We start from the raw sequence: 12923 nt of genomic DNA, 5'->3' as shown, positions 1-12923 counted from the left end.
TTTTATTAATAATATATATAGGGTTCCCTAAACAGTATTGTGTTTGAACACCATCAACAGTTTTAAGTGATCCCATGCAACGATTACCTCATCTCCCAAATCCTGAATCACTTCTCCTCTGGCAACATACAAAGTGCGGTAAGGGTCAGCATGAGAAACAATAGAACCAAGCCCGATTATGGGAGGTTCAGTAGATGCCGTTTGAAGTACGGTAATTAAATCAGTCTCCTGGATGGTCAATTCCACCAAATAATCTTGTTTAATCACCTCATACTCTTGCGCCACTGCCCAAAAGTCTTGCCACGTACATCCAGGTTTTGCAATTACTTGCCGAATGTCGCTAACCGCCTGGGGCAGCATTTCTAATTGCTCGGCTCGATATGCGATCGCCGAAGGCGGGTCTTCGACCATCGCAGTTGGTGTCGGGTCACTACCTAAAATTAGGGCTGCTGCCTCCAATGCCTGAGTATTGTTCATGGCACTGGCTAAGTTTTTCAAAGCCATGCCCATGAGCCGCAGACATGCTTGGGCATTTTCCTTTGGTGGTTCCTGGGCTAGCGATGGCGTAGGCGATCGCAAATCAATAGTTTTCTCCAAGGCAAGCTTGACTTGCTTGTTCAACGCTTTAGTCGCTTGCTGGGTCATGGTATTCCCCCACTGTTGAACCGGATGCTGTTGTACAGCACGTTCTAGTTCCTGAATGCGCTGCTGGAGTTGTTGGTGCAACCTGTTGTACTGCTTTGGCAAAATCGGCGGCAGTAGGGAAGGGTTTTTCTTTGGCTGCGATGCCTACGGCGGGCGGTTACGCCATCGCAACAGCTTGCTCTAACTTATCGGGAGTTTTAACCAGTCGGAGTAGCGAACGAGTCTGAGAAGGTTTAGTAATCTTGTCTTTGAGTGACTCTGGTAGGGTATCAAAGAAAGGCTTTCTACAAAAGAGATTGCAGACTTATTAAACATCAGTCCTAAAACAGCCAAAGTACAGTGATTGCAACTGATGAAACGACTGAATATTTATGATGTTTTACGCTATGCAGCACTTGGGTAGATAGAAGCTTTTGATACTACTAAAAAACGCATTAATCAAAAAAGTGAATATGAGACTAAGGAAAATCCTTAGATAAAATAAGGATTTTCCTAATTAGTAAAATTGTCTATTTCAACAGAAGTTATTTTTATTTTTACAGAGTATAAAACCATCAAATATCTAGCTAAAAAGGTGGTAGTATTTTCTGGAATCTATATTTGTGGATTTGTAGCTTTATAAAGATTGTAAATAGTACGATTCATCAAACCCTTCTCTTTATTAATAGGGGAACTTCAGTGTTATGGATGAAAAAAAAGAAACGCTTTTATATATCTTGTGTTTTATAAGAACCGAAGATGAGTCAGGCAAAGGAATTATATTCAGTTCATTGTGAAATTGAAGCTTAACCGCATGATGCAGTTAGGTAAGCCGAGCATCTACAAAATAGCAGACTAATATACCGCTCCAATCAAGTATTGGTGTATCTTTTTTCGATTCATGCAAAAAAGCCTTCCATAACACATAAATTGTGTCAACAAACAAATCGATGATTTTTCTAAAATCTGCATAAATAGCTAAAAATCAGCAGATAAGACAGTTAAGGGGAACCCTACTTTTGAGTCTTTAATTCAAGCAAAGCGACTTGACGTATTGAACGTAGATTCTCATCCCTTAGATATATTTCAATATGAAATCAGGCTCAAAATTTATTCCAACAAACGTGTCTATTGTGTTACTCAGAATCAAAAAATAGAGGTAGATAACATCGTAGGTTTTCTCATAAAGACTGCTTTCATAGATTTCAAGTTGTCAATCTAATAATCAATATGCCATTACAAAAATTAGCTAAATTCCTTAATCCATCAGGTGAACCTGTAATAGCACCAGGTGGTATTCAGGATACATCATTCAATCGTGATGCCCTTTCCAGGTTTGTTTGCAATACCCTAGATGAAGCTTTAGCAGCCGTACCAGGTGGCTTTGACGTTATTGTAGTTGGATCGGGAATGTATGGCGCATATTTTGCAACCGATATATATAACAAAACAAAGAATTTTGGGTCTGGTCGTCCTCGCCCTAAAATTTTAGTTCTTCAAGAAGGCCCATTTTTGATTCACGAACATTTCCAAAACCTACCTTTGGGATTAGGAGGACTTTATGAATTACCTCTTGCCAGTCTTCTACCTGAAGGACAATATCGAATCATTAACGCAAATGGTACATCAGAGGGACAAGGAGTTCCATTTGGACGCGATTTTGCCGGAAAATTCCGACCTCATCATCGTTGTGTTGGTGGGAAAGGTCTTTTTTGGGGTGGTTGGTCTCCTTCCTTGACTACTGCTGATTTGCTTCAGTGGCCCAACTCAGTCTCTGCATTCTTGAAGAGCGAACAGGGCTATGATTTTATCACTCAAGAAATTGGCGCAGATTACGATGTTGATCGACGTGGTAAAGAAGAGGACTTTATCTATGGCGGACTTTACGAAGCTTTACTCAAACGCTCTCGTAAATTAACTCCATTCAACATCCCAGTAGATAGTTATTCAATTGATCGTGTGCTTCAACCACCGATCGCAGTCAAAGTTGAATCTGAATTATCCGGATTGTTTAGTCCAGATAAATATAGCAGTCTACCTGGTCTTTTGAGTGCGATTCGGGAGGATGTAGGAAGGTCAAACAATAATGATCAAGATCGCTATCTATTTTTAGTACCAAACGTTACTGTCCTAAATTTAGAAACACAAGAGGGAGTTGTCCGAGGCATAAGAGTTGCTGTTAATGACCCAGTTGGTGCAGGCGAGATAGTTCAAAACATTACAGTTCCTGAGCAAGGGATGGTAGTTTTAGCTGCTAATTGTGTCAATTCAACCCGCATAGCCAGAAACTCTTTCCCTCGCCCAGCGTTACTTACAAAAGAACGTATGGGAGCTAACCTGATGGTTCATATTCGAGGTAATTATCTTTGGAAGATACGCCGCACCCACCTCGAAAGTTTACCTATCTTAGAAGAAGAAGGATTGTTAAAAGATATCTTCAAGGATAAAGTTTTACAGCAGGCAGCTTTACAGATTGAGGGTACAGCAACAGATTTAAACTCCAATAACCTCACTGGACGCTTTCACTTCCAATTTTACGCAGCACCCAATGCTGGCAATAACGCCGAGTACTCTCTTTATCAGATGATACCCGATCGCGATGACCTACTTGAGAAAGCCCAACAGCTAAAAGGTGAGCCAGATGCCAATGAATGGATCACCGTAGGGATAAGAACTTGTGGGGAAGATTTCGGCGACAAAGAAGCGCCAGTAGAATATAGCGGGGTACGTAGTGCCAACACTAGTTGGATGGATACCAGCCCCTCAGCTAAAGACCGTTTTGGCAACCCAGAAGGCTATGTTCAACTTGTGGAAACGGACGAGGTATTGAAACTTCGTAATGCACAGAGGGCAGCAGCTTTCCAATTCATTGCTCGGTTAGCCAATGTTACCGTTGAAGAAGCTGGCAAAAAACAGGGTGAACCTAACGCTAATCCCAATATCGTACTTGTTGATGCTGTTGAAGACGGCTTAGGAACTACTTATCATGAGTGCGGTACTCTTTGGATGGGGGAAAATCCAGAGACATCTGTAACTGATGTGCATGGACGCTTTCATCATGTTGCCAATGCTTATTGTGCCGATCAGTCCTTGTTCCCCACAGCAGGCTCGGCGAATCCCGTACCTACCGGGTTAGCGCTGGCTCGTAAAGTAGCTTTAGGTATTACTGAGCGATATCAAGAAGAAAAGCCTTTTGAAGACAAAGATGGTGACTTTCAATCTCTCTTCAACGGTAATTTTCCTGGTGTATGGCGTTCTGTTGGGGCTGCCAACTTTACACCCTTACAGCCTTTAGGGCAGCCTCCTATTATTGAAGCAGGGAAAGCTGGCGCAGATAGTGTTTTAGGGTTGCTCTATTATCAACCGAAGCAATTCAAAGATTTTGTTCTGCGTCTAGAGTGGAAAGCCTTTTCTATACGTGCGAACTCTGGAATATTTTTACGTATCCCAGATCCTACAGGAAAATCCCTTGACAACTCTTTCTATGAAGCTTGTACAGAAATTCAAATCGATGAAACTGGGAAGAATTATCGAGATGATAGAAATCCTCAATCAATATTTGGGGGATTCCGTGAGAAGACAGGCGCAATTTATACTCTTGCTCCCGCAGCACAGGGTATGAGTAAGGTAATCCGTCCCAGATTTACAGCTGATGGGCCTTGGAATGTTTACGAGATTACTGTTCAAGGCGATTCGATTGTCGTAGTTCTTAATGGTGAGAAAGTATCTAACACTACTATTGCTGCACCAAAGCAGAGGGAAGGTTATATAGCCCTACAATGCCACACCGAAATTGTTCAGTTCCGCAATATCCGCATTAAAGAATTGTAAAACACGGAGAATATAATAACTATGCCATTAGATTTAACGACCAATTCAGGGCCAATTGATCAAGATAATCCCAAAATTGCAGATGTTCTCAAGGACTTACAAGGAAACATCCTTAACGGGCATGGACGAGATCATGCTGCCCATATTTTTATCGCCTTCGATAAACCCAATCAGATCGAAAACGTCAAAAAGTGGATTGCTAGATTAGACGTTACTTCAGCTAAAGCCCAATTGGATGGAACAGAACGCTATAAACGAGAGAAAGTTGATGCGGGTTTATTCACCCATTTTGCTTTGAGTACTAGTGGTTATGCTCGTCTCGGCATCCCAGTAAACAAAATACCTACAGGAGCAAACCCACAAAAACGAACAGCTCCATTTTACGCCAATTCTTTTCAAGAAGGAATGAAAAATCGCGCCTCAGTTCTTCTTGATCCGCCTACGAGTAACTGGGAAAGTGGATTTCAAAACTCAATTGATGCAGTTTTGCTCCTTGCTAACGATGATCCGGCGGAATTAATCGCTCAGGAAATTAAAATTCTTGAACAACTCAAAGATATCGCCACAGTCAGAACCATCGAGCGTGGGTTTACCTTACGACGCAAATTTGATACTGTCGATACGACTAACCCTAGTAATGAGTTCGGTGTAGTTGTCGAACACTTTGGTTATGCTGATGGTGTTAGTCAACCTATCTTTCTAAAAAAACAGTACGAACGAGAGAAAAGCCTAAAAGGAACTCGTTTCTGGGAACCAGCTGCTCCTTTAAAGTTGGTTTTAATTCCCGACCCAAATGGCAAGACGGCAGACGTTAGTTTTGGTAGTTTCTTAGTTTTTCGCAAACTCGAACAGAATGTGCAAGGTTTCAAAACTGCTGAAGCTAAGTTAGGAGAAAGCTTAGGACTGCCAAGAGAATTAGCAGGAGCGATGGCAGTGGGACGTTACGAGGATGGTTCACCTATTGTCCTGCAACCTGGTGACGGTGCTTGGGCGAACACAAACAAACCCGCTATCCCCAACGATTTCAATTATCAAGGTGATAAGTTGGGTTTGACTTGTCCTTTTCATGCCCATATCCGTAAAAGTAATCCCCGATTGGAATCTGTGAAAGCAGATGGTCCTTTCGCTAAGTCGAAGGAGGAAGAACTAGGACACAGAATTGCTCGACGTGGTATTACCTATGGAGGACCTCTCAGCAGTTCTGATAATTTAGATGATCTTCCCACCAATGGAGTTGGATTACTTTTCATGTGCTACCAATCAGATATCTGGGAGCAGTTTGAGTTTATTCAGCGTTTTTGGTGTAATAATCCCAACTTCCTTGAACCTGGTATTTCTGGTGGCACAAATCCAAACTATGATAAAACGGGATTAGACGCGGTTATCGGTCAAAAACTGGGTGAGCAAGCCGATCCAGTGATTAATGAAGCTCCTAAACCCCCAAAAAATTGGCCATCACAGTGGGGTAAATCTACAGTCAAGCCCGAAATTCCCGACGAAAATCAATTTGGTCAATTTGTCACTCTCAAAGGTGGGGAATATTTTTTCTCTCCTTCGATTAGTTTTTTAAAAAATCTCAGTGGTAGTTCACCAAGCAAATAAGGACTCTAAAAGTCGGGTAAAGGGGAAAGGCAAAAGGTGAAGGGTTTCTACTTTTTCCCTTTCCCCCTTACTCGAATAGCACTAAGAAAAGCTAAAAGCTTTACTAATCAAGCCGTTTGTAATTGTTTACATCATTTCGATGTGGTGATGTGTGAAAAATTACTGAGAAAAATTAAAAAGGCGCTGGTTGCTGATGGAAGAGTGATAGTTGTTGACTTTATTCCTAATGCTGATCGTATTACGCCGCCTCTAAGCAGTAACTAATGCCTTTAATCAATACCTTAGCCAATTTACGAGGGTTCAATGCCTGTAGAAACGGGATGAATACGTCCTAAAGAAGTAAGCTTGGCAAAAATCTGGGTTAATAAAATAGGCTCAGGCATTTCGGGAAGCATTTTTAAAATTTCATGGACATATCGAAAACCACGATAGTGAGCCTTAAGGTCAAGAATGCCGGAGTCGGGATTAAGGAGACGAAAATCCCAGAGGAGATGATGGGATAAATTGACCATGAAGAATGCTAGATTAGCAGCATTAGTCACAGCCGTTTGGCTTAAGTTCATAAAATCTTCCAGCCCCCAGAACTGCTTGGCATCACGAAAATTAAACTCGATTTGGAAACGGAGTTTGTAGTAATCGATTATCTTTTCGTATGACAATTTTAGGTCACTAGAAAATAGAATTACATGACTGCAAGCAGATACACCTCATTCGCACGGAACAAATGCTTGCGGAAAAATAGCCAAAACAACGTTGTCCAAGGAATTACTGTATGAAAAAACCGCAACATCGTCCGATAACTACCACCAATGCCTGCCCAACGAGAAATTTCCAACATGGTGACTCTTCCATTCATTGCTAACATCGCCAGAATTATCTGGTTTAATTGCCGCATCGTTGTAGCATTTATTTGTGGTAGCAGGCACTGTAGCAGTGATAGGATATCGAACATGGGCTGCTTGTAGCTTCTGAGTTGTCGTTGTGAGAGACAATAACTCTACTACGGTAGCCCTATCTCTTCATACTCTTTTTTTGGCGAAGGTATTGATAACGAAAGCCTTTTTGCTGATACCAGTCATCTACCAGCACAAAAATTGTTGTCAACAGGGTTGAACCGTCTACCATATTCATTGGGAGACCTCAAGCTTTGGTGTCGTTACCTTCATCTTGGGGTTTCCCCTTCTTTTTTGCTACCCCATCTCACATAAGGCGTTTATTATTAAAGTCCATAGAAGGAGCAACACAGCTAGTCTTTTAAAGGTGTTTTATACTCTAAATAAGACAAATTGATATTTGATTTGCTGGTATGGATGTAGTTACAGAAATAGCGATCGCTATTTCCCCCTTCAGATTATTCTGAAAATATCCTAACTTCCCAACATCTGCAAGTTATGCAAAGTTGCATAAAGCCCTCCCTGTTCCAGTAGTTCATCGTGACTTCCCTGTTCAATTAATTCGCCACGCTTAAGAACAAAAATCCGGTCTACATTGCGAATCGTAGACAGGCGATGAGCGATAATAATGGCGGTACGTCTGAGCATTAGCTGGTTTAATGCCTCTTGCACTAAAGCTTCTGTGCCAACATCTAAACTAGCGGTAGCTTCATCTAACACCAAAATTTGTGGATCGCGAATAGCAGCCCGCGCAAAGGCTAAAAGTTGCTTTTGACCACTAGAAATATTTGTGCCCCGTTCTCGAAGTTGAGTATCATAACCCTGGGGTAGTTCTTCTATAAATTGGGCAACGTTGGTTTGCTCTGCTGCTTGTTGAATCTGTTCAATGGTATAACCATCTCCTAAAGAAATGTTGCTTTTAACATCGCCAGCAAACAAAAAGCCTTCTTGTAAAATTACTGCCATGTAGCGCCGCAGTTCTGCCTGTGGGACTTCTCGAATATCTACGCCATCGATGAGAATGCGTCCTTTGGTGGGTTCATAGAGACGGCATAAAAGCCGGATGATCGAAGTTTTGCCCGCACCGGTGGGGCCAACTAATGCCACTTTTTCACCAGGACGAATGGTGAAATCTAAGTCTTTAATTACGTAATCATCATTTTTATAAGCAAACCAGACATGATCAAAGCAAATCTCTCCCAGTTCAGGCGGGGAAGTAATATCTGGGGATTCTAGATTTGCAACGATTTCATCTATGTAGCCGAATTTAGCATCAAATATTGAGAAGCGCACATTGGCGCGATCGCGGATTTCTATCGGTTCATCTAATATATCGCCTACGCGTTCAATAGCAGTAAAACCAGCTTGAATTACTGTAAATTTTTCGGCAAAATCTCTTAAAGGGTCAAATAATCGCTGGGCATACAAGACAAATGCCGATAAAGTCCCAAAAGCTAAACTTTTTCCTAACAGTAACAGACCACCCATACACAAAACAGCTGCAATCGCAATCAGCCCAATCCATTCTAAGGTTGCTGAAATAAATGAATCATAAAAAATGGTTTGATCCATTTGCTGAGTGTAGCGGCTGTTGGTGGCACGAAACAGTTCGGCATTAAATTTTTCCCTGCGGAATAACTGCACTACGTTAATCCCAAAGACATTTTCTTGTAGCTGTGAGTTCAATATAGAAAGTTCTTCCCGCCCTTTGTAATTGGCTTTGCGGTACTGTTGCTGAATGTAAACAATTAACCAGGTAACTGGTAATAGCATTAACAGCAGCAAACAAGTGAGTTGCCATTCGATGGAAAACATTAAACCCAAAATCACCAGCATGGAAAACAAATTGGACACGATGCCAATTGCCCCAGTGGAAAAGACATCGCCTAAGACTTCCACATCGCTGGTGATTCTGGTGATTAATTTCCCTACGGGTGTACGGTCAAAAAAGCGTACTGCTAGGGATGTGACGTGCTGAAATAAATCTTGGCGAATTGCGGCGGTGATTTGTTGCCCTAGCTTCTGTACTAAATAACCCTGGTAGCCTGTAAAAATCAATCGGATTGCGATCGCCACAAATAACAATCCCTCAAGGATATTTAACCCTTCGGACAAGGGGCGATTCCTGAGAAATTCGTAAGCGCTTGGCTCATTGCGAATTAGGGAGATAACTTGGCCAATCAACAGAGGTTGGACGGCATTAGCTAGGGCGATGGGTATGAGTAGGCACATCGACAGCGCCAATAGTTGTCCGTTACGACGGGCGTAAGGCACTAGACGCAAAAACAACCGCCAGTCATTTTCACGGCGACGAGGTTGCGTATAAGATTTTTTGAGAGATTGATAGATGCTCATAGTAAGAGCATTATATTAATGTTTCTAAAAAAATACGCATATTTAAAGTAGCCTTTGTCCTGCGACTCTGATACCATGCCTGAGATAGAAACCGCAAGATTCCTACTCAGACATAGATGTAGCGTATTATGCTCTAGCTCGTTGAAAATGGCAGCTAGATGATTCTTACTATTTTTTTGCCGCTCAACGACCGGTCATTTGCTCCAGCTTTTCGGGGTACCGATCGCCTTGCACAGCGATCTTGGAGGTGGCATTATCGATGTCACGCAGATCGTCGGGCGTGAGTTCGACTAAGACTGCCCCAATGTTTTCATCCAAGCGATGCAGCTTCGTAGTGCCTGGAATCGGAACAATCCAGGGCTTCTGAGCCAGCAGCCAGGCGATCGCAATTTGAGCAGGTGTCGCCTCTTTTCGTTCTGCAATGCTACCAAGCAGATTAATCAGGGCCTGATTCGCCTTCAGAGCCTCGGTTGTGAAGCGAGGCAGGGTGCTGCGGAAGTCGGAACTGTCGAAGGTCGTGCTTTCGTCCATCTTGCCAGTGAGAAAGCCCTTACCCAACGGGCTGTAAGGGACAAAGCCGATGCCGAGTTCCTCAAGGGTCGGTATCACTTCCTTTTCAGGAGTCCTCGTCCACAGCGAGTATTCGCTCTGGAGAGCCGTGATCGGCTGAACCGCGTGGGCGCGACGAATCGTTTGCACTCCTGCTTCCGAGAGTCCAAAGTACTTCACTTTACCCTCCTGAATCAGTTCCTTCACTGCCCCTGCTAAGTCTTCGATCGGCACGTTCGGGTCAACCCGGTGCTGATAGAGCAAGTCGATTGTTTCGACCTTGAGTCGCTTGAGGGAACCCTCCACGACTTCCTTAATATGCTCCGGTCGGCTATTCAATCCGGGTGAACCCTTCATACCACGGGGATCGGAATTAGGATTAATATCAAACCCGAATTTGGTGGCGATGATCACTTGCCCCCGGAAGGGAGCGAGGGCTTCGCCCACAAGCTCTTCGTTTGTGAACGGGCCGTAGACTTCGGCGGTGTCAAAGAATGTTATTCCGCGATCGACGGCGGCCCCCAGAAGAGCGGTCATCTCCTGCGTGTCTTTGGGTGGGCCATAAGAAAAGCTCATTCCCATGCAGCCCAGCCCGATCGCCGAGACTTCTAGATTACTGTTTCCAAGTTTGCGATTTTGCATTGTTATTCCTTCAAGGTTCCACCTCAGTTATGCAGATTTAAGGGATGCCATATCGATACAGAAGCGGTACTTCACATCGGACTTGAGCAGTCGCTCATAAGCTTCGTTGACCTTCTGGATGGGGATGACTTCGACATCGGCGGTGATATTATGCTCGCCACAAAAGTCAAGCATCTCTTGGGTTTCGGCGATGCCACCGATCATAGAGCCGGAAAGACTGCGGCGCGCCATGATCAGACTGAATGCCGAGACATCCAGAGGCTTTTCAGGTGCGCCGACAAGGGTGATGTTGCCGTCAAGGTGGAGCAGGTTGAGATAGGCGTTGATGTCGTGCTTGGCGGAAACAGTATCGAGGATGAAATCGAAACTGCCAGCGTGCTTCTGCATCTCGTCGGTGTTGCGGGAGACAACCACTTCGTCGGCACCAAGGCGGAGCGCGTCTTCTTTCTTGTCGGGCGAGGTGGTGAAGACGACGACGTGGGCATCGAATGCACGAGCGAACTTCACGCCCATGTGGCCCAGCCCACCAAGACCAACCACGCCGACTTTCTTGCCCTTGGTGACACCCCAGTGGCGCATGGGCGAGTAGGTTGTAATTCCGGCGCAGAGGAGTGGCGCAACCCCAGCGAGATCGAGGTTGGAGGGAACGCGCAGAACGAAGCGTTCATCGACAACAATGCTATCGGAATAGCCCCCGTATGTAACGCCTCCGAGTTTCTTGTCCGGGGAGTTATAGGTTTGGGTCATGTTCGGGCAGAACTGCTCAAGACCACCCCTGCAATGCGGGCAGGTGCCATCCGAGTCAACCATGCAGCCGACTGCGGCCAGGTCGCCGGGCTTATACTTCGTAACTGCCGAGCCGATCTTAGTGACACGGCCGACAATCTCATGACCGGGAACAATCGGATAGACCGTGGATACGCTGCTGCTCCACTCGTTACGCACCGAATGGAGATCGGAGTGGCAGATGCCGCAGAAGAGGATTTGAATCTGCACGTCCTGTTCAGTTGGATCGCGCCGCTCGATATTGGTGGAGGACAGAGGTGATGTTGCACTGGCTGCGGCATAAGCTTTTGTGTTGTACATGAATTGATGCTCCTATTTGTTTACTTTGGGTGCTAGGTATTTTCCTTAATTCCTTCACTTGATGCCATTTAGGTGGCTGCCCCAATCGTAGAGATTGAGCATTTATCACTTCTCTATCAATAGGGATGGATTTTTTAAGCAGCAAGGTTAGCTTTGATGCCTTCTGCTTGTCAGTAGGCAAATCTCTTGCCCAATCAAAACTGAGTTTTTTATTGAATAAAAATCCAGAATGTTTACAAGAAGCCGAAATCATTTTTCATTGCTTTAGCTTCATTCTAAGAATCTTCAAGAGCAAGCAATAAAACGATCGTCTAAGATTGTTGTACAATCCTGCAAACTTAGAAATGAACGCTGCCAATATCGATTTAAGGAACGAACACCAGGTAAAGCGCGAGGCAGAGAGAGCGCAAGCCAACAGAGACGAACTCAAAGAGCATATTGCACGAGCTATTCGTCATGATGGGACGATTGAGCCTCTGAAAGGATTGCACTTCAACCGCTCCTCCTCGCCTTCAGAATGTGTTCATAGTGTCTCTATCCCTGCCTTCTGTGCGATCGCTCAGGGCAGCAAAGAAGTTCTTCTAGGCAGCGATCGCTATCAGTATGACCCGATGAATTATCTGCTTGCTACGGTCGAACTGCCGATTATCAGCCAAATTCTGGAAGCTTCCAAAGCGCAACCGTATTTTAGCCTTCGCCTCGATCTCGACCCCACCCTTGTTGGCTCAGTGATGGTCGAGGCAGGGTATTCCTCATCTCGTAGCCGTTCTGATGTAAAAGCGATTGATGTAAGTCCGTTGAATGCAAATCTTTTGGACGCTGTGGTGCGCCTCGTCAGGCTTCTAGATTCCCCTGCTGAAGCTCATGTTCTCGCACCACTGATTAAGCGGGAAATCATTTACCGGCTCTTGATGGGAGAGCAAGGTAATCGCCTCCGTCATATTGCAATTCTGGGTGGCTATACCTACCACATCGCCAGAGCCGTCGAGCGACTTCGTAAAGACTTTAACGAGCCGATCAAGATTGAAAACATTGCCCGAGAACTGGGAATGAGTGTTTCGGGCTTTCACCATCACTTCAAGTCTGTCACTGCAATGAGTCCCTTGCAGTACCAAAAGCAACTGCGGCTCCAGGAGGCTCGCCGTCTGATGCTGGGGGAAAACCTTGACGCTACCAGTGCTGCCTACCGAGTGGGGTACGACGATGCCTCGCATTTCAACCGGGAGTACAAGCGGCTTTTTGGTGCCCCACCGATGCGCGATGTGGAGCGGCTGCGAAAAGCTGCTAGGGAGACTGCTAGCTCAATCTGATCTCCTCAAGATGCCAAAAGTCGGCAATCTC

The 12923-nt window shown here is 44.6% G+C and carries 9 protein-coding genes and 1 pseudogene; 5 read left to right on the top strand and 5 right to left on the bottom strand.

From position 1 onward, the window contains the following. Nucleotides 1-27: 27 nt before the first annotated feature. Nucleotides 28-726 (bottom strand): hypothetical protein, encoded by a 699-nt coding sequence (locus ACFFRD_RS23945; protein WP_392477895.1) that lies wholly within the window; start codon nt 724-726, stop codon nt 28-30. A gap of 14 nt (nt 727-740) precedes the next feature. On the opposite strand from ACFFRD_RS23945, the gene ACFFRD_RS23940 reads away from it, so the two are divergent. The 4 genes from ACFFRD_RS23940 (at nt 741) to ACFFRD_RS23925 (ending at nt 6321) form a co-directional block, all read left to right on the top strand. Continuing rightward, on the top strand, nt 741-872 hold the full coding sequence (locus ACFFRD_RS23940; RefSeq protein ID WP_392477893.1) for a hypothetical protein: 132 nt from the start codon (nt 741-743) through the stop codon (nt 870-872). Between the two features lie 982 nt (nt 873-1854). Further along, nucleotides 1855-4455, top strand: a complete 2601-nt coding sequence (locus ACFFRD_RS23935) for a family 16 glycoside hydrolase (protein ID WP_392477892.1) — start codon at nt 1855-1857, stop codon at nt 4453-4455. A gap of 21 nt (nt 4456-4476) precedes the next feature. Next, on the top strand, nt 4477-6057 hold the full coding sequence (locus tag ACFFRD_RS23930; RefSeq protein WP_392477891.1) for a Dyp-type peroxidase: 1581 nt from the start codon (nt 4477-4479) through the stop codon (nt 6055-6057). Nucleotides 6058-6204: 147 nt separating this feature from the next. Further along, nucleotides 6205-6321 (top strand): hypothetical protein, encoded by a 117-nt coding sequence (locus ACFFRD_RS23925; protein ID WP_114084935.1) that lies wholly within the window; start codon nt 6205-6207, stop codon nt 6319-6321. Between the two features lie 26 nt (nt 6322-6347). Here ACFFRD_RS23925 and ACFFRD_RS23920 read toward each other — a convergent pair. The 4 genes and pseudogenes from ACFFRD_RS23920 to ACFFRD_RS23905 all read right to left on the bottom strand — a co-directional run bounded on the left by ACFFRD_RS23920 (nt 6348) and on the right by ACFFRD_RS23905 (nt 11582). Continuing rightward, nucleotides 6348-7009, bottom strand: a pseudogene (locus ACFFRD_RS23920) (transposase). Between the two features lie 415 nt (nt 7010-7424). Next, nucleotides 7425-9305, bottom strand: coding sequence for an ABC transporter ATP-binding protein (locus ACFFRD_RS23915; protein WP_392477890.1), 1881 nt, complete (start codon nt 9303-9305; stop codon nt 7425-7427). A gap of 183 nt (nt 9306-9488) precedes the next feature. Next, nucleotides 9489-10496: an aldo/keto reductase gene (locus ACFFRD_RS23910; protein WP_392477888.1), complete on the bottom strand. Its 1008-nt coding sequence runs from the start codon at nt 10494-10496 to the stop codon at nt 9489-9491. A 27-nt stretch (nt 10497-10523) separates the two neighbouring features. Then, complete coding sequence (locus ACFFRD_RS23905; RefSeq protein ID WP_392477887.1) at nt 10524-11582, bottom strand: NAD(P)-dependent alcohol dehydrogenase; 1059 nt, start codon at nt 11580-11582, stop codon at nt 10524-10526. Between the two features lie 344 nt (nt 11583-11926). On the opposite strand from ACFFRD_RS23905, the gene ACFFRD_RS23900 reads away from it, so the two are divergent. Next, nucleotides 11927-12892, top strand: coding sequence for an AraC family transcriptional regulator N-terminal domain-containing protein (locus tag ACFFRD_RS23900; protein ID WP_392477884.1), 966 nt, complete (start codon nt 11927-11929; stop codon nt 12890-12892). The last annotated feature ends 31 nt before the right edge of the window (nt 12893-12923 follow it).

The organism is Nostoc sp. C110 (assembly GCF_043099725.1).
Taxonomy (GTDB): domain Bacteria; phylum Cyanobacteriota; class Cyanobacteriia; order Cyanobacteriales; family Nostocaceae; genus Nostoc; species Nostoc muscorum_A.
The sequence above is the reverse complement of the archived record's forward strand: the minus strand, read 5'-3'. Positions and strand labels throughout refer to the sequence as shown.

Bases quoted from the DNA above. Each gene is read 5' to 3' on its own strand.
- ACFFRD_RS23935 (WP_392477892.1), top strand. From the start codon at position 1,855: ATGCCATTACAAAAATTAGCTAAATTCCTTAATCCATCAGGTGAACCT.
- ACFFRD_RS23930 (WP_392477891.1), top strand. From the start codon at position 4,477: ATGCCATTAGATTTAACGACCAATTCAGGGCCAATTGATCAAGATAAT.
- ACFFRD_RS23925 (WP_114084935.1), top strand. From the start codon at position 6,205: ATGTGTGAAAAATTACTGAGAAAAATTAAAAAGGCGCTGGTTGCTGAT.
- ACFFRD_RS23915 (WP_392477890.1), bottom strand. From the start codon at position 9,305: ATGAGCATCTATCAATCTCTCAAAAAATCTTATACGCAACCTCGTCGC.
- ACFFRD_RS23910 (WP_392477888.1), bottom strand. From the start codon at position 10,496: ATGCAAAATCGCAAACTTGGAAACAGTAATCTAGAAGTCTCGGCGATC.
- ACFFRD_RS23905 (WP_392477887.1), bottom strand. From the start codon at position 11,582: ATGTACAACACAAAAGCTTATGCCGCAGCCAGTGCAACATCACCTCTG.
- ACFFRD_RS23900 (WP_392477884.1), top strand. From the start codon at position 11,927: ATGAACGCTGCCAATATCGATTTAAGGAACGAACACCAGGTAAAGCGC.